We start from the raw sequence: 21,920 nt of genomic DNA, 5'->3' as shown, positions 1-21,920 counted from the left end.
GATGACACGGGGGTGGCGCACCTGCTTGCCAGCCGGCAAGTAGTATTCTTGAACCGTAGAGGCATGCTTGCCGGTCGTCAAGTAAGTATGCTCGGATTTCTTGGCTCATCAGCGCGCTCGAGGAGGCACATGACTGCGGACACGCGGCGACGAGGCGATACCCGCTCGAAGATTCAGCGGGTCGCACTGTCCCGGTTCACGGCGGACGGGTACGACAAGACGTCGCTGCGGGAGATCGCGGAGGATCTGGGTGTCACGAAGGCGGCGCTGTACTACCACTTCCGCACGAAGGAGAACATCCTCGAGAGCCTCGTCACCGACGTCGGCGAGTCGATCGGGGAGCTGATCACCTGGGTGAGCTCGGCGCCGTCGACCCGCGAGCGGCGCCTCGAGATGCTGCGCCGACTGGCGGAGCTCACCCGCGGCGGCGTCGGCGATCTCATGCGCTGCGTCCAGCAGAACGAGGTGGCGGTCGGGTCGATGCCGCAGACGATGGCGGTCGTCCACCAGTACAAGGACGAGCTGTGGCGCGCCTGCACGCCGCCGGAGGCGACCATCGAGGACAAGCTGCGTGCGCGGGTCGCGATCATGACCATCCTGATCTCGAACAAGAGCGCCGACGACGTCGGCGGCACCGACGCGGAGCGCACGGCGGCCGCGCTCCGGATCGCCTCCGGCGTGATGCCCTGACCGGGACGACGCCGGGCGCGGCGGGGGAGTTGGGGGTGCGGTGGTGCCACGAGGCCTGCCTCGCGCTCCCCGGTGCGGGCGTCGACTGGCCGTTCGGCCCGGACGCCGACGTGTTCCGGGTCCACCGCAAGGTGTTCGCCTTGCTGATGACGAACCCGCGGGTGAGCGAGCACCCGTTCGTGAACCTGAAGGCCGAGCCCGCGGAGGTGCCGCTGCTCATCGCGGCGCACGACGGCATCCTTCCGGGCTATCACATGAACAAGCGCCACTGGATCACGGTCGTGCTGAGCCCTGCGACCGAGCTGGACCTCGTCGGCGAGCTCATCGAGGACTCCTACGACACCGTGGTCGCCGGGCTGCCGGCGCGGCTGCGCTCGTCCTTGCGGTCGCTGGGCGGCGGGCGGCGGGGAGACGGTCCGGTAGATGGTTCGACCGTCTAACTATCCGGTAGAGTGCGGTCATGTCCACCGAACCGGTCCCGACCGACCCGCTCCTGCTGGCCGCGGTCCGCGGCCTCGTGCGCGCGTCGCGCCTCGTCGAGAGCGGGACCGGCGATCTCAGCGTCGCGGACTTCCGCGTGCTGTCGATCATCGCCATGGGCGACGCCAGCCCGTCGCGGATCGCCGATCGGTTGCTGCTCAGCCGGCCGACGATCAGCTCGACGCTCGACTCGCTCGGCAAGCGCGGCCTGATCGACCGCCTGAGCGTGCCGGGGGACGCCCGGGCCGCGACGCTCTCGCTGACGCAGGACGGCGCGGACCTGCTCGGACGCGCCGAACGGCGCATGTCCCGCCAGCTGGAGCTGCTCAGCGAGCGGACTCCCGACGCGGGCCAGGTCGTCGCCGCCCTCGCCTGGCTCGATGCGGCCATGGAGGCCGTTGTGACCGATCGGCTGGCGCGCGCCGCGAGCGCGGCGACGCCGACGTGAGCATGGTCCGGGGTGATGGTTCCGCGCGGCTGCGCCGGGGAGCGATGGGCGGCCTCGCGCTGGCGCTGCTCGACCATCGTCTGCTGGGTCCGGCGGTGAGTCCCCGACGCTAGGTGGCCTGCTCGATCTCGTGGCGTCGCGCAGCTACTGCGTCAGGCGACCAGCACGAGGAGGGCGCCCGGGTCGACGCGGGCGGTGACCTCCTGCGCGCGGCCGAGCAGCTCGCCGTCGGCCTGGATTGCCTCGGGGCGATCCGTGCGCACGCGCACACGGCGTGCTCGGACGTGGCCGATCGGCGCGTTCCCGGCCGCGCGGCGTGGGCGTCGGCGCACACCGGTGCTCTGGAGCACGACCCGGTGGATCAGCTCGAGCCAGCCCTGGATCCCGCCCCGAGTGCCGACGGCGCCGACGTCGAGCCATCCGTCGTCGGGGCGGGCCCGGGGCAGCAGCGTGAGCCCGCCCTGCAGGCGGCCGCAGTTGCCGATCACGAGGGTGCGCACGCGCTGCGAGATCACCGCGCCGCCGTCGACGTCGATCTCGGCGCGCAGACGGCGGGCGTTCCACTGGCGAGCGCCGGAGATGAAGTAGGCAGCCCAGCCGAACCGGGCCTTGAGGCGAGCATCGGCCCCGCCCAAGAGTGCGGCGTCGAAGCCGAGGCCGGCCATCACCAGGAAGAGGTTCTCGCGCGGGTCGTCCTCCACGCGCAGCCAGCCGACGTCGATCGCCCGTTCCCGCCCGGTCAGCGCGAGCCGCAGTGCGTGGTCGGTGCTGGTCAGCGGCAGTCCGAGGTTGCGCGCGAGCAGGTTTCCGGTGCCCAACGGGATCACCCCCATCGGCACGCGCGTGCCGAGCAGGGCCTGCGCGACGGCGCGCGCGGTGCCGTCGCCGCCGACGGCGACCACGACGGTGGCGCCCAGGTCGAGCGCGCGCTGGGCCTGACCGACGCCCGGGTCCTCGGCGGTCGTCGCGAACCAGAGCGGCGCGGGCAGCCCGCGTGTCTGGCACTGGGCGATCGCCGCGGCGTGCAACGACGCGGACGCGCGCTTGGTCGGGTTTGCCACGAACGCGACCAGGGTGGTCTCGGTCTCGGGCGCCCCCGGCGATCCGGGTGCGCCGGGGACGCCGGGCGCACTGGGGGAGCCGGGCGCACTGGGGCAGCCGCTGCCGCCTCGCCGGCGGGTGGCGGGGATCGGGGGGAGGACGTCGGTCATGCGCGGCCTGCTGTCATGCGTGGTCCTTCGGTCCTGCGTGGTGCTTCGGTCACGCGCTGTCTCTTTCGCGCGAGGTCCGGCCTGAACGGCCTAGGCGACAGTACTCATCGTCGATCCTGCTGGGCTCGTGGGCATCCTCCTGAGGGGGCGAAGCCGTACCGCGGTCGCGGTACGAGTCCGAGCCGGTTCGGGCGGGTTCTCAGAATGCTCGCAGGGTCGAGGCCTGGAGCGCGACCCCTGAGTGATGGCGACGGGCGCGGGCCTGCGAGGGGGCCGGGGTACGTCGGGGGACGTGCTCGTCCCGGTCGTTTGAAGGTCTCTTTCACCCACCCACAGGCTGTGTTTGTGTATTCTTTTCCACAGATTTCTGGGGCGTGTCGAATGGTGAGACGGGGGTGGGTAATCCGGGCCGGGAATGTCAGTGGCGGTCCGTATTGTCTTTCGCATGAACAGTTTTGAGAGCCTCGCCGCGACCGCCGGGCGGGAGGTGAGCGTGGCGGACCGGCTGGTCCGGTTGCGGGCCGAGGTCGATGCCCTCGTTGCGATCGACCCGCGGGAACTCGGGGCGTCCGCGGTGGAGTTCTTCGATCAGGTGTTCGAGGCCTCCGACCGGCTGCACGCCGCCGCCGCGAGCGTCCTGCCCACGATCGACGACGACGGGATGTGGGCCTGCGCGGGGGCGCGGTCCTTCGCGTCCTGGGTCGCCGCGCGCGCCCGGGTGACCCGCGCCTACGCCCACCGCCTGACCCGCCTGGGCCGGGCCCTGACCGGTGACCTCACCCCCACCGCCGCCGCCATCCGCGCGGGCGGGCCCGAGCGCCTGGGGGTGGATCACGCGCAGATCCTGATCAGCGCCGCCGCCACCAGCGACCTACGCCGGACCCTGCTGGCCGACCCCGACCACGACGGACAACGGTTCCTGCTCACCCAGGCCCGCACCCTGCCCGCCGACCAGTTCCGCCTCGTCGCCCACCGCTGGGCCGCCGTGGTCGACCCCGACGCCGACGAACGCGGGTACCGCACCGCCACCGACCGCGAATACCTCGACGTCGCCGCCACCACCGGCGGCTACCACCTCGCCGGGTACCTCACCACCGACCACGGCCAAGCCCTCCTCGTCGCCCTGGACGCCGTCACGTCGAAGCCCGCACCCGGGGACACCCGCACCGGACCACAACGACGCGCCGGCGCCCTGACCGACCTCGCCCGCACCTGCCTGGACCGCGGCCTCCTGCGCCGCGGCGCGATCATCCGCCCCCACCTGTCCGTCCTGATCGACTACCCCACCCTGCACCACCTCACCACCCACACCGACGCAGGAGACAAGACCGGACAGACGGGAACCTGCACCTGTCCGGCCGACGGGCTCGGGCCCGTGACGCCCGCGGTGTTCGAGGACGGACAGGTCGTCCCCCGCGCCGTGCTGGACTCCCTGCTGTGCGACGCCGCCATCAGCCGCTACATCTTCGGACCCGACTCCCAACTCATCAACATCGGCCGCACCGAACGCATCTACCCCGACGAGCTCCGCCGCGCCATCATCGCCCGCGACACACACTGCCAATACCCCGGCTGCACCGCCCCACCACGACTATGCGAAGCCCACCACACCAAACACTGGGGCCGCGACCACGGCACCACCGACGCCACCACCGGAGTCCTCCTGTGCTGGCACCACCACATCCACGTCCACACCCACGACATCGACATCACCTGGAAAACCCACCCCACCGAAACCAGCACCGAAAAACACGGCAAACGCAGCAGAAAAAACGCACCCACCGGCCACTGGGAATTCACCGACCGCAACGGAAACCTCATACAATAGAAAGTCGCGGGTCGCGCCACGTGCTCGGATCAGTGCTCGAACCACCTGCTACTTGTCTCGTGCAGTCGCTGCTGAACGGCTGCGTCGTGAGAGATGGCGGGGGTTGCCGTCTCCTTTTCCCTGCTGTAGTAGCGACCGGTCAGACCCGCGAGAGCGGGGTCGGTGGCCAGCCGCAGCGCGGCGGAGGCTCCCTCGCGGGGGGTCAACATGGTCGCGCGGATGAGCCCGCTGAAGGGCCGCAGTGCCGCTGGGACGAGGTCGTTGATGATGTTGGTGGCCACGATGCCGGGGTGCACGGAGTTCACCGTGACGGCGTGGGGTCGCAAGGTTCTCGCGAAGTGGTAGCCACTGGTGACGGCGAGGAGTTTGGCGCGGGCGTAGGCCTCGAAGGGAACGAAGCCGGTCACCGGGTTCAGGCGGGTGAGGTCGTCGAGGTGCCCGGGGTCGAGGGTGGCCGGGCGGCTGCGTCCGGGGAGCTTGACCTGGCGGGTGTCGTTCAGGGTGTTGGAGGCGACGTTGACCACCCGCCCCGCTGCTCGCGCCAAGTTCTCTTGCAGCAGGTACGTGAGTCCGAAGGCGGCCAGGTAGTCCACCGCGACGTGCATCTCGACCCCGTCGGGTGTCAGGCGTCGGTCCGGGAAGTGCGCACCGGCGTTGTTGACCAGTACATGCACCCGTTCGTGGCGTTCGCTGATCTCCGCGGCCGCGCCGAGCACTCCCTTGCGCAGGGATAGGTCTGCTTGGATGACCTCGAACCCTCCCGGACCGCCCTTACCGACGGTTTCCAGCAGCAGGCTCTCGGTGCGGGAGGCGTCCCGTGCCACGGTCACCACGTGCGCGCCGGCCCGGGCGAGCTCGCCGACGATGACTCGCCCCATGCCGCCGCTGGCGCCGGTGACCACCGCGACCGCGCCCTCGAGGTCCACACCGACGAGGGTGCCGGCAATGGAGCCAGGGGTGCGGGATCGCCGAGCGGTCATCGGGCTATCCGCGGGTAGGCGTGCACGTAGTGAGGGCTATCGACCTCGCGAACGAGGAAGTCGGCGAGGTCGGCGCGGCCGATCGAGGTCCACAGGTGCACCGGCAGGTCGGTGGCGACCCGGTATTTCCCGATCGCTGGGGTGTCCTTGAGCATCGGCGGACGCACGATCGTCCACTCCAGGCTCGAGGAAGTGATGAGGGGCTCCATGGTCTCCTTGTCGCGCATCTTCTCCCCGACTCCGGCCCACACCGCGAGGGAGAACAGCGACCGGTCGCGGCTCTCGGCTACTCCGTGGGCGCTGAGGACGATCAACCGGGAGATCCCCGCGCGCTGCATCGCCGGGACGGTGACGGCCATGGCGTCGGTGCAGACGGAGGTCGGGCCCCTCGCCGCTCCGCCCAAGGCGCTGATGACCGCATCAGTGCCCGTCAGGGCCGACGATAACGTCGCCGCGTCGCCCAGGACGCTCCATTCCGTCTCCCGCAAGCGCTGCGCGGGTTCGAACGCGCCCTTCCGGCGGACCAGGGCGATGACGTGGTGACCGCGCCCGAGCGCGGTCGACACTACGAGACGGCCCGTGGCGCCGGTCGCTCCCAGCACGACGATCCGCTTTTGTGCGACTTCTTGTCTCATAGCGAGAGCGTGTCATCCGCTACGATCTAAGTCAAGATGTCTCATAGACTGGAGCCATGGCTTCCTCTCGACACGATCCGCGGTTCCTGCGCAGCCGAGCAGCGATCGTCAACGCTGCCCGCGAGTTGCTGGTGGCGCACGGGCCCGGAGCTATCACGCACGCTCGGGTCGCCGAACAGGCGGGGATCGCGCGGGCCACCGTCTACCGGCACTGGCCGCGCACCGATCAACTTCTCGCTGCGGCGATGACCACCGTGCCGATGCCGTTCTTCGACGCTCCCAGCGTGCCGACTCGCGCCTGGCTGGTCCACGAGCTGACCGCCATCGCCCGACAACTCGATCACCACGACGTACGGGTCGTCGCCACCACGTTGGCCAACGCCGCACTCTGGGAGGACGACATGGACGCACGTCGCGAGGGCTACGCCCGCCTGCTCACCAACCGGCTGACCGAGGCCCTCGAAGTAGCTCAAGCGCGGGGGGAAGTCGATCTGCACACCGCTCCCCGCCATGCAGCCGCCCTCGCGATCGGACCGATCTACTTTCGAGCCACCATCGAACGAGACTCCACCGACGACGAGCTCATTGCGGCCGCCGTAGAAAACCTCGGCCGATGGAGATGACCGGCCGCGTGCTCTGAGCGGCGCCCCCGCGCAACGGGACCGTCCCCCAGCTCGGGGTTGATTCAGCCTTGTCATGCAAGCGAATACTTGCCTATGGTGAGCGTGTGGGTGATGTGTATAGGGCTCTTGCCGACCCGACCCGGCGGGCCCTGCTCGACGAGCTGCGCAAGCGAGGTGATCAGACCCTGTTCGAGCTGTGCGTGCGGCTGACGGCGACGCACGGCGTGAGCTCGTCCCGGCAAGCGATCTCCCAGCACCTCGACGTCCTGGAGGCCGCCGGCCTGGTCGTGACGCGGCGGCAGGGTCGGTTCAAGTATCACGACCTGGACACCTCGCCCTTGCGGGCCGTCGTCGAGCGCTGGCCACTGCCCGAGTGACCCGCCGACCTGAACACAGACCGACCAACTCGAGCGACCGGCTCAAAGACCGACCCAGCGAAGGGAACAGTTCATGTGGATCAACCTGACGAGCGTGTTCGTCGATGATCAGGACAAGGCGCTGCAGTTCTACACGCAGGTGCTCGGCTTCGAGAAGAAGACCGAGATCCCGCTGGGGGAGCACCGGTGGCTGACCGTCGTCTCGCCCCGCTATCGCGACGGGGTGGAGCTCGTGCTCGAGCCGGATGACCATCCCGCGGTGGGGCCCTTCAAGTCGGCGCTCAGCGCGGACGGGATCCCGTTCGCGTCCTTCGCGGTCGACGACGTCGCGGCCGAGGTGGATCGACTCAAGGGTTTGGGAGTCCACTTCACGCAGGACGTGCTGCAGATGGGCCCGGTCACCACGGCGGTGCTCGACGACACGTGCGGGAACCTCATCCAGCTCGCGAGCAGCTCGTGACGGAGGCCGTCACGCCGCCGGCGGCGCCGAACGAGGTCGATGCGCAGGGTCGCCCGACGGGCAGCTGGGAGGAGCGCTTCACCAACGGGAGGGTGTCCGCGGTCGGGAGGTACGACGCCGGCGCGAGAGTCGGCGCGTGGACGTTCTGGTTCCAGAACGGCCGGGTGCGCGCCCGCGGCAGCTACGTACGCGGGGAGCACGACGGCCCCTGGGAGTGGTTCAGGGTCGACGGCAAGCCGCTGCAGTCCGGCTCGTTCGTCGGCGGGCTGCAGGACGGCTTCTGGACGCGCCACCACAGCACGGGCGCGATTCTCGACCAGGGCACCTGGGATGCGGGCACCAAGGTCGGCGAGTGGCGCAAGTTCGACCCCGCGGGAAACCTTGTCCGGACCACTCAGCACCGTGGGCGGGCCTGACGTCGACTGGCGGCATGCTGCTCATCCCGTACGGGCGATGCCCCAGGCTGCGGAGTTTCGACACTGGGGTGACGGGTCGAGCGGCGTCCGACGGGCGCCCGTAGGTCCCGTCTCACCGAGGTCGAAGGAGACGACGATGTCGAGAAGGCCGAGCTGGAACCAACGCAGGACGCGCCCCGGCGGCGGCGCGGACGCATGGTCGGGATCGCTGCGACGATCGCCGGCGTCGTCGGCGCTGCCGCGGTCATGGTGCGGCGCCGCAGTTCGGCGTGAGCGCGCGCGCCACGAGCGATCCCGGCGCGCACGAACGAGGCTAGACGCTCGAACACCTGTTCGAGTATCGTGGAAGGATGCCCGACGGCGGACCGACGATCCTGCATGCCGACCTCGACGCGTTCTACGCCTCGGTCGAGCAGTTGCTCGATCCCGCCCTGCGCGGCCGGCCGATCGCGGTCGGCGGCGGGCCGAGCGGCGGCGTCGTCCTCGCGGCGTCATACGAGGCCAAGGCCTTCGGCGTGCAGGGCGGCATGACCGGGTGGCGCGCCGCGCAGCTGTGCCCCGAGCTGCTGTTCGTCCGCGGCCACTTCGGGGAGTACCAGCGGCTGGGGGACGCGGTGATGGAGGTTCTGGCGGGAGTGACCCCGCTCGTCGAGCGGGTCTCTATCGACGAGGCCTTCCTCGACGTCGCGGGCTCGACGCACCTGTTCGGCCCGCCCGAGCGCATCTGCGTGCTGATCCGGGGTCGGGTCCGCGCCGAGATCGGGCTGCCCATCTCGGTCGGGGCCGCCCGGACCAAGCACCTGGCGAAGATCGCGTCCCAGGTGGCGAAGCCGGACGGCCTGGTCGTGGTGCAGCCGGGCCATGAGCGGGAGTTCCTCGACCCGCTGCCCGTCGGACTCATCTGGGGCGTCGGGCCGGTCCATCGCCAGCGCCTCGCCGACCTCGGCATCCGGACGATCGGCGACCTGGCCCAGATCCCGTCCGGGGCGCTCGAGCGCATCCTGGGGCATGCCGTCGGCCACAAGCTCAGCGCGATGGCCAGGAACGACGACGTCCGGCCGGTCGTCACGGCGCGTCGCGCCGGGTCGGTGGGCGCCCAGTCGGCGTTCGGTCGGCGGCCGGCCGTGGCAGCCGAGGTGCGGGCGGTGCTGGCTCACCTGGCCGACCGGGTCTCGCGCCGGCTGCGGGCCAAGGGCCGGGCCGGCCGCACCGTGACCGTGCGGGTGCGCTTCGTCGGCATGCGCTCGGTCACCCGCTCGCACACGGTGGCCGAGCCCGTCTCGGCGACCCTGACGCTCACCGAGATCGCCGAGCGGCTGGTCTGGTCCGCGATCGGGTCCGCGTCGGCGGCCACCGAGATCACCCTGCTCGCGGTGGCCGTGTCGAAGCTCGCTGACCAGCGGGCCGTCCAGCTCGAGCTGGACCTCGCCACGCCCGACCCGTGGCGCGCAGGATCGGCCCCCGGCGCCGCGCGGGGCGCGGTCGACGGGTCGATGGACGAGATCCGCGACCGGTTCGGCGCCGACGCCGTCGGGTACCTCCCGGCGGTGCTGCGCCCGGCCGCCGCCGTGCCCGACGAGTTCCGCGAGCTCGCCGAGCACGACGTCTGACGGCGCGCCGCGCGCGTCTGCGCGCGGTTGCGCGCCGCCCGCAATATCGTGAACCCCACGATGACCGGGCCACCCGTAGCGATGCAGACCGTCGATGGTCGGGGCCTTGTGCTCGACGCGATCGTCGCGCAGCTGGCGCGCGAGTTCGTCGTCGACGTCACCGGGCCGCGCGGCGAGCGCCGCACCCGGCTGGATACCTTCGACCGTCGGCTGGAAGCGGCCGGGCTCGAGCTACGGCAGCGAACCGGCGCGGCGGACTCTCGACTCGAGCTCGGGCGTGCCGACGGCGCGGTCACGGTGGCCGAGCTGGACCGCAACGCGCTGTGGCCAGCGTTCGCCCAGGTGCTGCCGGCCGGTCCGGTCCGCGACGCGGTCGCTCCCGTGGCCGGCATTCGCGCACTCGTGGTGGTCGCGACCGAGCGTCGTCGGTTGCGCGGCCTGGAGCTGCGCAACGGCGACCGAAAGCTCGTCGCGCGCCTCGAGCTCGACGAGCCCGCCGCCGGCGACCTCTCTGCCGCCGGCCTCTCGCCCGCACGGCTCACCGTGCGTCCGCTCCGGGGGTACGCGGGCGAGGGGCGACGCGCCGTCGGCCTCCTCGTCGACGCCGGGCTCCAGGAGGATCCCGGCGTGCCCCGGCGCCCGGACGCCGCGCCCGCGCGGCGCGGGGGCACTCCACCCACGGGCGATTCGACGGAGCCGGCGGCCGCGCTCCTGGCCCGGGTGCTGACCGGGTTCTCCGCGTCGATGCTGGCCAACGTGCCGGGCGTGCTCGACGACGTCGACAGCGAGTTCCTGCACGACCTTCGCGTCGCCCTGCGGCGCACGCGGGCGACCCTCCGGCTCGGCCGGCCGGTGCTCGGCCCCGAGCGCGCGATCCGCTGGGAGCCCGAGTTTCGCTGGCTCGGCGCGGTGACTGCGCCCGTGCGCGACCTCGACGTGTACGCGTTGGGCCTGCCCGCGATGGCGCGGTGGCTCGTGGCGGCCGATGCCGCCGACCTCGAGCCCTTCGCAGCCCACGTGCGGCGCCGCCGGGAGGCCGCGCGAGCCGAGCTGGTCCGCGCGCTGCGGTCCGCCCGGTTCCGCCGGCTCGTCCAGGACTGGCCGCAGCAGCTCGGCGAGCTGGCCGAGGCGTCCCGCGACGCCTTGGGAGCGCCGTCGGCGGCCGAGCTCGCGGGCGCGGCGATCGCCCGCGCGCACCGGCGGGTCGTTCGTGGCGGCGCGGCGATCGCCCCCGATACTCCGGCCGACGACCTGCACACCCTGCGCGGACGCTGCAAGGACCTGCGCTACGCGCTGGAGGTCTTCGCCCCCATACTCGCGGCGGGTCCGCGCAAGCGCGCCATCGCCGACCTGACGGGGCTGCAGGACGTGCTCGGTCGGTTCCAGGACTCCCAGGTGCAGCGCGACGCGCTGCAGGTGTTCGCGGGGGAGATGATGGCGGACGGGACGACAGCGCGAGCGCTGCTCGCGATGGGCGAGCTGATCGGGCACCTCGACACCGACCAGCGCATGGCCCGTGCCGAGTTCGACGACGCGTACGCGCGGTTCGCGGCGCGGTCCACCGACAAGCAGCTGCGCGCACTAGGGGGCATCGGGTGAAGGTCTACGCGACGTACAACATCAAGGGTGGCGTCGGTAAGACGGCGACGGCGGTCAACCTCGCCCACCTCGCCGCTCGCGATGGGCAACGCACCCTGCTGTGGGACCTCGACCCGCAGGGCGCGGCGACGTACATCTTCCGGGTGCGCCCGCGGGTCAAGGGCGGCGGGCACGGCCTGGTCACCGGCAAACGCCCCCTGGAGGATGCGCTCAAGGGGACCGACTTCGACCGGCTCGACCTGCTGCCCGCCGACTTCAGCTACCGCAACATGGACCTCGAGCTCGACGACGCGAAGCGGCGCACGCGGCGGCTGGGCCAGCTGCTCGACGGCGTCGCGGACGAGTACGACGTCGTCTTCCTCGACTGCCCGCCGAGCATCTCGCTGATGTCGGAGAACGTCCTGCACGCGGCCGACACCCTGCTCGTGCCGCTGATCCCCGCGACGCTCTCGCTGCGCACGCTGGCCCAGCTCGAGCAGTTCGTCGCCGAGTCCGACAAGCCCCGCCCGGACCTCGTCGCCTTCTTCTCCATGGTCGACCGGCGCAAGCGGCTGCACAACGACGTGATCGAGAACATCCCACGCGGGGGCACCCGCGTGGCGAGCACCGAGATCCCGGCGCTGTCGATCATCGAGCAGATGGCCGAGCACCGGGCCCCGGTGACCGCGTTCGCGCCCAGCAGCCGGGCCGCGCGCTGCTACGAGGAGCTGTGGGACGAGGTCAGACCGCCGCACCTCACCCGCCGCGGTTGAGACCGTGCCGCGGCCGCCGGGGCGCACCCGGGCGCCGGGCGCGCGGACTAAGTTCTCTCCTATGACCTACGTCGCTCCTGCACCGTCGCCTGTGGGCGCCCCTCGGTCGACCCGCGGGGCGAAGGTGCTGACCGCCATCGGTGCCCTCGTGTGCGTCGGCGCGATCGTGCTCGGGGTGCTCACCGCCCGGCAGTTCGTCGGGCTCCTCCCGCTCGACGTGCTCGGTGCCGACGGCGCGCCGGGCACGGGGGTGGTCGGCTCCGTCGACGCCCCGGGCACGGCCGAGATCCACCTGGACGCCGGCCGGTACGCGATCATCGTCGCGGCACGGCAGGAGGCCGCGCCCGGCGAGCTCGCCCGCGACCTCGACGTGACCGCACCGGACGGCGCCGCCGTCGCCACGGGCGGCGGGGCGCAGGTCACGATCAACGCGTCGCGTGACGGGGTCGCGGCGCGGTCGGTCGGCGCGTTCGACGCGGCGACGTCGGGTGTGTACACGGTGGTGGCCCCGCCCATGGCTGACGGTTCGGACGCGACGGTGATGCTCATGCCCGACCAGGACTTCGCGCCGTTCTTCGCCGGCATCTTCTCGACGGTCTTCGGGGTGTTCCTGGTGATCATCGTGGGCCTGGTGGGGTTCGGCCTGGCCGTCGGCGGAATCATCTGGTGGGCGATCGCGGCGCGACCTCGCGCGGACCAGCTCGCGCCGCGGCCCGCGACCTGAGGCCGGTCCCGACCCGATGCCAGACCGACCGGCAGCCCAGCCGAGCCCGGACCGGATGACGCCCTTCAGCGGTCATCCGTTCGTCGTGGCGATCGTCCCGCACCAGCCCGAGCTCGTGGTGCTGACCGCGGCATCCTGGTCCCAGGCCGCCGGCGGCGTCCCGCTCTACTTCGCGTACGTGGACCCGTCGCGGTTCGTGGTCGAGGAGTTTCCCGACGGCTCCGTGCACCACGCGGAGGTCGACCCGGACTCCGTCGACGACACGTGGCTGGCACGCCAGAAGCAGATCGAGCAGTCGCTGACCGACGTGCTCGACCCCTCCGGCGTCCCGTGGCACTTCCGGTATCTCGCCGGCCGTGCCGACCGGGCCCTGACGCACCTCGCCCGGGCGGTCGACGCCGCCGCGATCGTCGTCGGGACCCGCGCACCCGGGCCGGGCGCCCGGCTCCGCGAGGTCGTCGAGGGGTCGGTGGCGGTCCAGCTGTCCCATCACCAGCACCGGCCCGTGCTCGTCGTCCCGCTCAGCGTGGTCGACTGGAAGACACCGCTGTGGCGCTGACGCGGATGCCGAACCCGACCGGGCGATCTAGGCTGCTCCGAGCCCACCCCCAGCCCGACCTGACCTGACTCGAGGTAACCCATGACTGTGCCTACCGGATCGACCAGCAGCGGCCGCGTCGTCGTCACCGGCGCCGCGGGCAAGCTCGGGCGCGCGGTGGCGGCCGACCTGGCCCGGCACGGGTGGGACGTGGTGTCGGTCGACCGGGTCCGGCCGGCCGTCGTGGTCGGGGAGTTCGTGACGACGGACCTGACGGACTACGGCCAGGTGCTCGAGCTCATGACCGGCGCGGTCGACGAGCACGGGGGGCGGGTGGACGCCGTCGTGCACCTCGCGGCCCTGCCCGCGCCGGGGCTGACGGCGAACTCGGCGACGTTCGCCAACAACGCGACGGCGTCGTGGAACGTGTTCAACGCCGCGCGCGCCGCGGGTGTCCGCAACGTCGTGTGGGCCTCGAGCGAGACCGTCCTGGGCCTGCCGTTCGAGACCCCACCCCCCTACGTACCGGTCGACGAGGAGTACCGGGTGCGCCCCGAGTCGACGTACTCGCTCGTCAAGGCGCTCGAGGAGGAGATGGCCCACCACCTGTGCCGCTGGGACCCGCGGCTGAAGATGATCGGGCTGCGCTTCTCGAACGTCATGGACCCGGCCGACTACGCCGCGTTCGCGTCCTACGACGCGGACGCCCACCTGCGCAAGTGGAACCTCTGGGGGTACATCGACGCGCGCGACGGCGCCCAGGCGGTGCGCCGCGCCCTCGACCACGACGCGACCGGCCTGGACGTGTTCATCGTCGCGAACGCCGACACCGTGATGAGCCGGTCCAGCGCCGAGCTGCTCGCGGAGGTCTTCCCCGAGGTCGAGGTCCGCGGCCAGCTCGGCGAGCACGAGACGCTGCTCTCGATCGACAAGGCCCGCCGGGTCCTGGGCTTCGAGCCCGAGCACTCGTGGCGGGACGCGACCGCGTAGCCATCGGCCGGCCCGGCCGGCTCATGCGGCCCGGCCACTCAGGCGCGCGTCGCCGGCGGGCGCGCGGGCGAGATGCCCGTGAGCGCGTCGAGGTGAGCCCACCAGCGGCGATCGCTGCGGAGCCCGGCAAGCGTGGTCGGCGAGTGCGCTGCCGTCGGCGCATGCCCTGCGGGCTGCGGACGCGCGAGTACTCGCTCGGCGGTCGGGGCGGGGGTGGAGGGGAGAGTGCTGGCCATCGGGGTACCTCGCGGATGCGGCTGCGGACCGCCCCACGCGGGCGACGTCGGCTCAGTGCCGAGGGCGCGCGGGACGGATGGACCTGGTGAACGTCAGGAGTGCTGACACCAGGTCGGACACGTCCGCGGCAGCCCGGCCCGGGTGCGCGAGGCGGGGCTGCCCGCACGGCGAAGCAACGGCGCGACACGGGTGTCGGTCATCGGCTGCCCCCCTCGTGGATTCTCGATCTGACGGAGAACCTACGTAGCGGACCATGCGGGTCGCCTCGCGTCAAGGCCGAGCGTCCGGGGTCTCGGATGGTGAGCGTCGCCCGGCCGCGGAGCGCGTCGTCACGGGAAGGGGTCGGGCATTCGCCAGACCGCGTTGCGATCGGACGGACGGCCGGCGGCCGCCGCGAGCAGCCGCGGGTCGTCCCGTGCCCGGTAGTCGTTCGCTGCGAGGGTCCGGGACAGGGACGCGAGGGTGTCCTGCTCCTCGATCGCGCCGCCGCCAGGCCCCGGCCCGCCGCGATGGTCGACGACCGTGCTCGCCACCGCGATCGTCCCGCCGGGCTCGCGAACGAGCTCGAGCACGCGGAACTGCTGGGGCCAGTCGATGAGGGACGACGTCGTCACCTCGAGCAGCCCTCCGTCCCGGTCGGGCGCCGGGTGCCACAAGCGCGAGTGCGCATGCACGTGCCCCGCGACCCACGCCAGCACGCCCGGGTGGTCCAGGAGCAGCGCGAGGACCTCGTCCGCGAGCACGCGGCGGGGTGCGCCCGGGGGAGCGAACGCGTTGGTCAGGGTCCACGACGGGTGATGGGAGGCGACGACGACGTAGCGGTCGTTCGCCTCGTCGAGGCGCTCCGCGAGCCACTGCAGCTGCGTCTCGTCGAGCGACCCCTGCCAGCCGCCGTGCGGGTTGACCGTGTCGATCGCGATGAGCCGGACCTGCCCGACGTCGCAGGCCCACGCGTTGCCGGCGCCCGCGACCCGGCCCGGGCCGTGCTGGCCCGCTCCGCGGGAGGCGTGGGTCGCGTCGAACTCGCCCGCGCCGAGCAGCGCGCGCTCGGGGTCGGCGACGACGCGCTCGCGGGGGGCGGCGGGGTCCAGGGCGTAGCGGGCGGGACCCTGCGGGGCTGCGGCCTCGAGCGCGACGAGCGGCGTCTGGCGCGGCCCGAGCCCCACGACCCGCGCGGAGCCGATCGCGAGCCGGTGCAGGGCGCCGTCGGGCGCGACCGTGCCCTGCAGCAGCGCGTCGTGGTTGCCGTGCACGCTGTACCAGGGCACCGGGGCGCCCGGTGACCGGACGGCCGCGCGCGCGGCCTCGACGAGGCCCGGGACCTGCGGGTAGCCGTAGCGGAGCGTCGGCAGGTCGGCGGGGCCCGCGTCGGGGGAGCCGTCGGGGTGCCAGAAGTACGGTCGCCAGACGGTGGACGGCGCCCCCACCCAGCTGCTCCGCGCGGGGTCACCGCTGCGCGGGGTAACCGCCCGCCCCGCCAGCAGCTCGGTGTACCAGCGCAGCTCGTTGCGTTGGGCGTTGTCGGTGAGGTCCCCGGTGACGACCAGGGCGTCCAGGGGTGCGCCGGTCAGCGGCGCGCTGTCGAGCCGGTGCACGGACCGCAGGGCGGCCACCGCGACCTGCACCGTGAGGATCTCCTGCGGTCGGTAGGTGCCGATCCGGCCCAGGCGCGGCGCGTACGGCCCCCCAGGGTCGCCGAGGTGGTCGAGGTGCTCCTGGCGGGCGGGCGACTCGGCGTCGCACAGGTGTAGGTCGGACAGGTGCACGAGTGCCGCCAGAACGCGTCCGCCGGCCCGGGGCGGGGAGCCGTGGTGCGTTTCGCCGGGCGCGGGTTCGAGGTCGCGCCAGCCGAGCGCACCGGGCGCCGCCGGCGCGAGGGTCCGCTCGGCGGTCGAGCGCGCTGCCGGTTCGTGGGCCGGCGAGGTCACTGGAGCACCACCGCGCCCGCCCCGGGCCGGACGCGGAGCTCGACGGCGTCGCCGACCGCGAGCTCGTCGGCGGACTCGCCGAGGATGTCCGCGATGACGACCCCCTCGACGGGATGATCGATGGTGGCTCGGGTGAACGCGCCGAGGAACGACAGGCCGACGACGCGCGCGACCGTTCCGCCGGTGGGCGCGAGCCCGCGGACCTCGAGCTGCTCGGGCCGGACGACGGCGCGCATCGTGCCGTCGCTCTGGGCCGCGTCGGCGGCCTCGACCGGCGCGCCCAGCACCAGCCACCGCCCGCTCGAGGAGCGCTCGGCCGTGAGCCGGTTCACCGTGCCGACGAAGCTCGCCACGAACTCGGACGCGGGGCGGCTGTACAGCGTGCGCGGCGGGTCGATCTGCTCGATCAGCCCGTCGCGCACCACGGCGACCCGGTCGGCGACTGCCATCGCCTCGTGCTGGTCGTGGGTGACGAAGACCGTGGTCACGCCGACCTCGCGCTGCAGGCGGCGGATCTCCTCCCGCAGGTGCTCGCGAACCTTGGCGTCCAGCGCGGACAAGGGCTCGTCGAGCAGCAGCAGCCGCGGCTGGGTGGCGATCGCGCGCGCGAGCGCGACGCGTTGCTTCTGGCCCCCGGACATCTGGTGCGGGTACTTGTCGGCGTGCTGCTCGAGCCGGGTCACGCCGAGCAGCCGGTCGACGGTCGCGGCCGTCTCGGCCCCGCCCGTGCGGCGGACCTTGAGCCCGAACGCGATGTTCTGCCGCGCCGTCAGGTTCGGGAACAGGCTGTAGTCCTGGAACACCATGCCGAACCCGCGGTGCCGGGGCAGGACGTGCGTCACGTCCTCGCCGTCGACGGCGATCGAGCCGCCGTCGGGCCGCTCGAACCCCGCCAGCAGACGCAAAGCGGTCGTCTTGCCGCACCCGGACGGGCCGAGCAGGCACACGAGCTCGCCGGACTCGATCCGCAGGTGCAGGTCCGCAAGGGCGACGGTCGTGCCGAACGACTTGCGCACGCCCGTCATCTCGATCGTGGCCATCGGGTCTCCTCGGGTCGTGGGGTGCGTCGTCGTGGGGTGTGTCGTCGTCGGGTCGGCAGGTGCATCAGACGCCCGTGGTCGCCACGTCGAGCCCCCGTCTCCGCAGCAGGTGCACCACGGAGCCGAGCGCGAGCGCGGTCAGGACCAGGATGGCCAGCGCGAGCGCCATGCCGCCCTGCGGCACCTGGCGCTGGTAGGTGACCAGGTACGTCGGCAGCGTGTCCTTGAGCAGCAGCGACGCGAACGCGAACTCCCCGAGCACGAGCGCGGTCGTGAGCCCGGCCGCGGCGACGATCGACGCGCCGAGGTTCGGGATGAGGATGCGGAACAGGAGGGTGGCGGGCCCCGCGCCGAGGCTGCGACCGGCCTCCACCAGCGTGCGCGCGTTGATGGCGCGCAGGCCGGCGTCGAGCGCGCGATAGGTGAAGGGCATCGCCCAGATCGCGTAGAACGGGACGAGGCTCAGGGTGCTGGCCAGGAACCACGGCGCGACCGCCCGGAAGGTCGCGGAGACCCCGACGACGAGCGCGATCGGCGGGACGACCCACGGCAGCAGCGTCACCGCGGAGAGCACGGGGCGCAGCGCGGGCGCCTGCACCTCCGCGAGGATCGAGAGCGGGAGCAGGAGAGCGAGGTTGAGCAGCACGGCGAGAATCGCCAGGATCACGCTCGTCCGGGTCGCCTCCCACAGCGCCGGCTCGGCGAGGGCGGCCAGGAGCGGTTCGAGCGACCAGCGGCTGGCGAGGTTGCCCGGGTGCAGCAGCGCGACGGGCACGTTCTGGAACGCGAAGCGGGCCATCGCGACCTGGGGGACGACGAAGAAGACCGCGAGCAGCACCAGGAACGCCACGCGGACCGTTCGCGCCGTCATGCGCGGGACCAGCGGGCGGCCCGGCGCTGCAGCAGGCTCATGCCGACGAGCCCGACCGCGAGCAGCGCGACCGTCCACGTGACGAGCGCGTAGCCGAGGTCCTGCTCGCCCGTGATGACGTTGCCCTGCAGGACGAACCGAATCTGCAGGGGGACCAGCTGCCCGCTCGAGCTCAGGACGTAGGCGGTGGCGTACGCGCTGAAGGCGTTGATGAACAGCAGCAGCATGCCGCCGAGCACCGACGGCGCGAGGATCGGCCCGGCGACCGTCGCCCAGTACCGGGCCGGACCGGCGCCCATGAGCGAGGCGGCCTCCCGCCACGTCGTCCGCAGCCCCGCGACCGCGGGCATGACGACGAGGAACATGAGCGGGATCTGAAAGTACAGGTAGACGATCGTCAGCCCCGCGAGCGTCGCGAGGGAGAAGCCGGACCCCGCGAGGTCGATGCCGAGCCCGTTCAGCGCCTTCGTCACCACCCCCTGCGTGCCGATCGTGGCCACGAACGCGAACGCCAGCGGTACGCCGCCGAGCTGGGACGCGACGGAGCTCCACGAGTCGATCGCCGGACGGAGCCAGCCGGGCCGCTCGAGCCCCCGCACCGCGAACGCGAGGGCGAGCCCGACCGCTCCGCCAATGACCGCCGACGCGCCCGCGAGCGCCAGGGAGTTCTCGAACGCGCTGCGATAGGGCCCCGACACGGCGCGCACGAGCGTGCTCACCCCGAGCGACCCGCCCGGGGTGATCGCCTTGATGACGACGGCCGCCGTCGGCCACAGCAGGAAGACCGCGATGAAGGCGAGAAACGGGACGAGCGCGAGCACCGCACCGCTCGGGCGCCGGAGCCGCGGGCCGGCCGGGCGGCGGACCTGCCCGGGGAGCGGCGGCGCGGGCCGCGCGCCGGACCGGAGCGTCCGCCGCGATGGCGGCGCCGCCGGTCCGGTCGCGAGGTCGGACCCGGTCACTTGTCGGCAACCATCGGGCCCCACTGCTCGGAGAGCGTGGCCTTCGCGGCGTCGATCTGGTCCTGGCTCGGGAACGTGATGGCGTCGATCGTGTCGGCGTCCGGCAGGTTCTCGGCGAGCTCGGCGTCGACCTTGCCCTCGGCGACGAGCGTCGCGTACCGCGCCGGGATCGCGCCGCCCTCGAGGTACCCGAGCGCGCCGTCGTCGCCGACGAGGTGCTCGAGGAACAACCGGGCCGCGCACGGGTGCGCGGCCTCGGTCACGACCGACTGGGCGTAGTAGCCGCCGTAGACCCCGTCCGAGGGCACCGTGACCTCCAGGTCGAAGCCGGCGTCGGTCATCAGCGGCTCGATCGCCGGGAAGTTGTAGGTCCAGTCGAGCGCGATCGGCACCTCACCCGACAGCAGCGTCGCCTGGGACACGTCGACCGCCTGCAGGTTGCCCGACTCCTTGAGCCCGGCGAAGTACTCGATGCCCGGCAGGATGTCGTCGAAGCTGCCGCCGTTGGCCAGCGACGCCGCCATGACCGCCGCGAACGCGGCCCCGGCCTCGCGCGGGTCGCCGTTGAGGGTGACCTGGCCCGCGTACTTCGGGTCCTCGAGGTCGGCGAACGAGGTGGGCGGGTCCGCAACCAGCGTCGTGTTCGTCGCGATGGACATCACGCCGTAGTACGACGCGACCCAGTGCCCCTCGGGGTCCTTGAGCGCATCCGGGATGTCGTCCCAGACCGTTGGCTTGTAGACCTCGGCGTACCCCTCGTCGATCATCTGCTGCGTGAAGGACGCCCCGACGTCGACGACCTCGGGCATGTCGGCCTGGCCGCGCAGCGTCTGGATCGCGGTGATCTCGTCCGCCGACGACGCGTCCGGGTTTGCCACCGTCGCATCGATGCCGTACGTGTCCCGGTAGGACGCGAGGATGCCGCCGTAGTTCGCCCAGGTGTCGGGCAGGGCGATCAGGTTGACCTTGCCCTCGTCCGCAGCTGCGGCCGCGATGTCGTCGACCGTCGTCCCGCACGAGGTGCCGGACGCGGCGTCGGCGGTCGCGGTCGTCGAGGAGGCGGCGCCGGAGCCCTCGGCCCCCGCGGTGCTGCACGCGGGCAGAGCGAGCATGGAGACTGCGAGCGGGGCGAGCAGGAGCAGCTTGCGCATCGGGTTCCCTCGGTCGGATCATGTCGGCCGTCTGCCGGACCACGCCCCTTGGTAGTCGCGCCGGGCGACGCGCACCCGACACCGCGGTGAACGGATCCGATCGCGCGGGCGAATCCTGTCCCGCGGGCCGGGAGCGGCTGCCGAAACGCGGGCCTGGGTACGCTCGCGCGGTGGTGCAGAGCCCCGACGCCCAGAACCCCGACGTGCCGACCCCCGACGTGCCGACCCCCGCGCGCGAGATCCTCGCGACCCTGCAGGCGTGGACCCCGGTCGCCCCGGCCCAGGTGGTGCTGAAGAGCGAGTACGAGACCTTCCTGCGCTTGGCGGACGCGTCCGCGCTCGACCGGCACGCGGGACCCGAGCACCTGACGGGAAGCTGCTTCGTGCTGACGCCCGACCTGTCCCGGGTGCTGCTGTGCCTGCACCGCAAGGGCCAGTTCTGGGTGCAGCTCGGCGGGCACGTGGAGCCCGGCGACGCCTCCGTCGCCGCGGCGGCCCACCGCGAGGCCCGGGAGGAGAGCGGCCTGGTCGACCTGCGGCCGTTCGACGGCACACCGATCGACGTCGATCGGCACGCGCTGGGCGATCGCTTCGGGGCGTGCCGGGTTCACTGGGACGTCGGCTTCGTGGCGTTCGCCGACCCGGGCGCCGCGCCCGCGGCGAGCGACGAGAGCGAGGCCGTCGCCTGGTTCGACGTCGACCGGCTCCCGCCGCGGCTGCCCCCGGGGTTCGCCGCGCGCCTGCGCACCGTCCTCGCGGAGCTGGCCGACCGGTCAGGGCGCCCCTGAACCTGCCGGGCCGTGCGCCCTCGGGACTGTGCGCCCTCGGGACTGTGGGTCGCCGGGACTGTGCGTCGCCGGGAGTGTGCGTCGCCGTGACTGTGCGAGCGTGGCATGGCAGGCTCCTCACATGAGCGCCCAACCGACCCCGGTCGACCCGCCCTCGCTGCACCACAGCCCGGCGTTCGCGCACGGCATGATCCTGCCGGCCGGGCCGACGCTCTACGTCGGTGGGCAGAACGGGACGGATGCCTCCGGCGCGCTGCTCGAGGGGCTCGAGGCCCAGACGGAGCAGGCGCTGCGCAACGTGCTCGCCGTGCTGGCCGAGGCCGGCACCGGGCCCGAGCACGTCGCCAAGCTGACGATCTACCTCGCGGTCGGGGTCGACCCCGGGCAGGCCTACGCCGCGACCCTCGCGGTCTGGGGTGCCCGCCGCACCGCCGTCACCGTCCTGGCGGTCAGCCCGGCGCGACCGGGCGCGCTCGTCGAGATCGAGGCGGTTGCCGCGCTTCCCGAGGCGTGAGGGTCGACGGTCAGGGCGGCGTCGCCGGTGGGTTACGTTCGCTGGATGCTGATCCGCGTCGTCGACAC

At 72.7% G+C, this 21,920-nt stretch carries 25 protein-coding genes; 16 read left to right on the top strand and 9 right to left on the bottom strand.

The window, feature by feature from the left end; genetic code table 11:
- The first annotated feature begins 129 nt into the window (after positions 1-129).
- Genes J4E96_RS12440 through J4E96_RS12430 form a run of 3 tightly spaced genes read left to right on the top strand, consistent with a single transcriptional unit; the run spans position 130 to position 1,618 of the window.
- A complete protein-coding gene (locus tag J4E96_RS12440) occupies positions 130-690 on the top strand; it encodes a TetR/AcrR family transcriptional regulator (protein WP_227422417.1) in 561 nt (186 codons plus the stop codon).
- 35 nt (positions 691-725) lie between these two features.
- The gene (locus tag J4E96_RS12435; RefSeq protein ID WP_227422416.1) at positions 726-1,130 is read left to right on the top strand and encodes an MmcQ/YjbR family DNA-binding protein; all 405 of its coding nucleotides are present in this window, start codon (positions 726-728) and stop codon (positions 1,128-1,130) included.
- Positions 1,131-1,150: 20 nt separating this feature from the next.
- Positions 1,151-1,618 (top strand): MarR family transcriptional regulator, encoded by a 468-nt coding sequence (locus J4E96_RS12430; RefSeq protein ID WP_227422415.1) that lies wholly within the window; start codon positions 1,151-1,153, stop codon positions 1,616-1,618.
- Positions 1,619-1,770: 152 nt separating this feature from the next.
- Here the strand turns inward: J4E96_RS12430 and J4E96_RS12425 are convergent, their stop codons facing one another.
- Positions 1,771-2,829 carry a diacylglycerol/lipid kinase family protein gene (locus J4E96_RS12425; protein ID WP_227422414.1) on the bottom strand — a complete coding sequence of 353 codons (1,059 nt, stop codon included), beginning with the start codon at positions 2,827-2,829 and terminating at the stop codon, positions 1,771-1,773.
- Positions 2,830-3,274: 445 nt separating this feature from the next.
- Here J4E96_RS12425 and J4E96_RS12420 point away from each other — a divergent pair, with 445 nt between their 5' ends.
- Positions 3,275-4,657: an HNH endonuclease signature motif containing protein gene (locus J4E96_RS12420; RefSeq protein WP_227422413.1), complete on the top strand. Its 1,383-nt coding sequence runs from the start codon at positions 3,275-3,277 to the stop codon at positions 4,655-4,657.
- A 29-nt stretch (positions 4,658-4,686) separates the two neighbouring features.
- On the opposite strand, the gene J4E96_RS12415 is transcribed toward J4E96_RS12420, so the two are convergent.
- Positions 4,687-5,559, bottom strand: a complete 873-nt coding sequence (locus J4E96_RS12415; RefSeq protein WP_264466152.1) for an SDR family NAD(P)-dependent oxidoreductase — start codon at positions 5,557-5,559, stop codon at positions 4,687-4,689.
- Positions 5,560-5,633: 74 nt separating this feature from the next.
- Complete coding sequence (locus tag J4E96_RS12410; RefSeq protein ID WP_227422411.1) at positions 5,634-6,272, bottom strand: NAD(P)-dependent oxidoreductase; 639 nt, start codon at positions 6,270-6,272, stop codon at positions 5,634-5,636.
- A 56-nt stretch (positions 6,273-6,328) separates the two neighbouring features.
- On the opposite strand from J4E96_RS12410, the gene J4E96_RS12405 reads away from it, so the two are divergent.
- The 10 genes from J4E96_RS12405 to J4E96_RS12360 all read left to right on the top strand — a co-directional run bounded on the left by J4E96_RS12405 (position 6,329) and on the right by J4E96_RS12360 (position 14,361).
- Positions 6,329-6,895 (top strand): TetR/AcrR family transcriptional regulator, encoded by a 567-nt coding sequence (locus tag J4E96_RS12405; protein ID WP_227422410.1) that lies wholly within the window; start codon positions 6,329-6,331, stop codon positions 6,893-6,895.
- A gap of 104 nt (positions 6,896-6,999) precedes the next feature.
- Entirely contained in the window at positions 7,000-7,272 is a 273-nt protein-coding gene (locus J4E96_RS12400; RefSeq protein ID WP_227422409.1) for an ArsR/SmtB family transcription factor, read from the top strand.
- 73 nt (positions 7,273-7,345) lie between these two features.
- Entirely contained in the window at positions 7,346-7,732 is a 387-nt protein-coding gene (locus J4E96_RS12395) for a VOC family protein (RefSeq protein WP_227422408.1), read from the top strand.
- Positions 7,729-8,148: a toxin-antitoxin system YwqK family antitoxin gene (locus tag J4E96_RS12390; RefSeq protein WP_227422407.1), complete on the top strand. Its 420-nt coding sequence runs from the start codon at positions 7,729-7,731 to the stop codon at positions 8,146-8,148. The genes J4E96_RS12395 and J4E96_RS12390 overlap by 4 nt, the downstream gene beginning before the upstream one ends.
- A gap of 350 nt (positions 8,149-8,498) precedes the next feature.
- A complete protein-coding gene (dinB, locus tag J4E96_RS12385) occupies positions 8,499-9,758 on the top strand; it encodes a DNA polymerase IV (RefSeq protein WP_227422406.1) in 1,260 nt (419 codons plus the stop codon).
- 60 nt (positions 9,759-9,818) lie between these two features.
- The gene (locus J4E96_RS12380) at positions 9,819-11,357 is read left to right on the top strand and encodes a CHAD domain-containing protein (protein WP_227422405.1); all 1,539 of its coding nucleotides are present in this window, start codon (positions 9,819-9,821) and stop codon (positions 11,355-11,357) included.
- The gene (locus tag J4E96_RS12375; RefSeq protein WP_227422404.1) at positions 11,354-12,109 is read left to right on the top strand and encodes a ParA family protein; all 756 of its coding nucleotides are present in this window, start codon (positions 11,354-11,356) and stop codon (positions 12,107-12,109) included. The genes J4E96_RS12380 and J4E96_RS12375 overlap by 4 nt, the downstream gene beginning before the upstream one ends.
- A 124-nt stretch (positions 12,110-12,233) precedes the next feature.
- Entirely contained in the window at positions 12,234-12,833 is a 600-nt protein-coding gene (locus J4E96_RS12370) for a hypothetical protein (RefSeq protein WP_227422403.1), read from the top strand.
- Positions 12,834-12,888: 55 nt separating this feature from the next.
- On the top strand, positions 12,889-13,392 hold the full coding sequence (locus J4E96_RS12365; RefSeq protein WP_227422402.1) for a universal stress protein: 504 nt from the start codon (positions 12,889-12,891) through the stop codon (positions 13,390-13,392).
- An 81-nt stretch (positions 13,393-13,473) separates the two neighbouring features.
- Entirely contained in the window at positions 13,474-14,361 is an 888-nt protein-coding gene (locus tag J4E96_RS12360) for an NAD-dependent epimerase/dehydratase family protein (RefSeq protein ID WP_227422401.1), read from the top strand.
- Positions 14,362-14,399: 38 nt separating this feature from the next.
- Here J4E96_RS12360 and J4E96_RS12355 read toward each other — a convergent pair whose 3' ends face one another.
- The 6 genes from J4E96_RS12355 to J4E96_RS12330 form a co-directional block, all read right to left on the bottom strand.
- The gene (locus J4E96_RS12355) at positions 14,400-14,597 is read right to left on the bottom strand and encodes a hypothetical protein (RefSeq protein ID WP_227422400.1); all 198 of its coding nucleotides are present in this window, start codon (positions 14,595-14,597) and stop codon (positions 14,400-14,402) included.
- Between the two features lie 330 nt (positions 14,598-14,927).
- Positions 14,928-16,526: a metallophosphoesterase gene (locus J4E96_RS12350; RefSeq protein ID WP_227422399.1), complete on the bottom strand. Its 1,599-nt coding sequence runs from the start codon at positions 16,524-16,526 to the stop codon at positions 14,928-14,930.
- Complete coding sequence (locus tag J4E96_RS12345; protein WP_227422398.1) at positions 16,523-17,566, bottom strand: ABC transporter ATP-binding protein; 1,044 nt, start codon at positions 17,564-17,566, stop codon at positions 16,523-16,525. Before J4E96_RS12345 ends, J4E96_RS12350 begins: the two co-directional genes overlap by 4 nt.
- Before the next feature lie 64 nt (positions 17,567-17,630).
- Positions 17,631-18,437 carry an ABC transporter permease subunit gene (locus J4E96_RS12340; RefSeq protein ID WP_227422397.1) on the bottom strand — a complete coding sequence of 269 codons (807 nt, stop codon included), beginning with the start codon at positions 18,435-18,437 and terminating at the stop codon, positions 17,631-17,633.
- Positions 18,434-19,399 (bottom strand): ABC transporter permease, encoded by a 966-nt coding sequence (locus J4E96_RS12335; protein WP_227422396.1) that lies wholly within the window; start codon positions 19,397-19,399, stop codon positions 18,434-18,436. Before J4E96_RS12335 ends, J4E96_RS12340 begins: the two co-directional genes overlap by 4 nt.
- Complete coding sequence (locus tag J4E96_RS12330; protein ID WP_227422395.1) at positions 19,396-20,550, bottom strand: ABC transporter substrate-binding protein; 1,155 nt, start codon at positions 20,548-20,550, stop codon at positions 19,396-19,398. The genes J4E96_RS12335 and J4E96_RS12330 overlap by 4 nt, the downstream gene beginning before the upstream one ends.
- 170 nt (positions 20,551-20,720) lie before the next feature.
- Here J4E96_RS12330 and J4E96_RS12325 point away from each other — a divergent pair, with 170 nt between their 5' ends.
- Both J4E96_RS12325 and J4E96_RS12320 read left to right on the top strand, forming a co-directional pair.
- A complete protein-coding gene (locus tag J4E96_RS12325; protein ID WP_227422394.1) occupies positions 20,721-21,338 on the top strand; it encodes an NUDIX hydrolase in 618 nt (205 codons plus the stop codon).
- Between the two features lie 121 nt (positions 21,339-21,459).
- Positions 21,460-21,852, top strand: coding sequence for a RidA family protein (locus J4E96_RS12320; protein ID WP_227422393.1), 393 nt, complete (start codon positions 21,460-21,462; stop codon positions 21,850-21,852).
- The last annotated feature ends 68 nt before the right edge of the window (positions 21,853-21,920 follow it).

This window comes from Pengzhenrongella sicca, from assembly GCF_017569225.1.
GTDB lineage: Bacteria > Actinomycetota > Actinomycetes > Actinomycetales > Cellulomonadaceae > Pengzhenrongella > Pengzhenrongella sicca.
The sequence above is the reverse complement of the archived record's forward strand: the minus strand, read 5'-3'. Positions and strand labels throughout refer to the sequence as shown.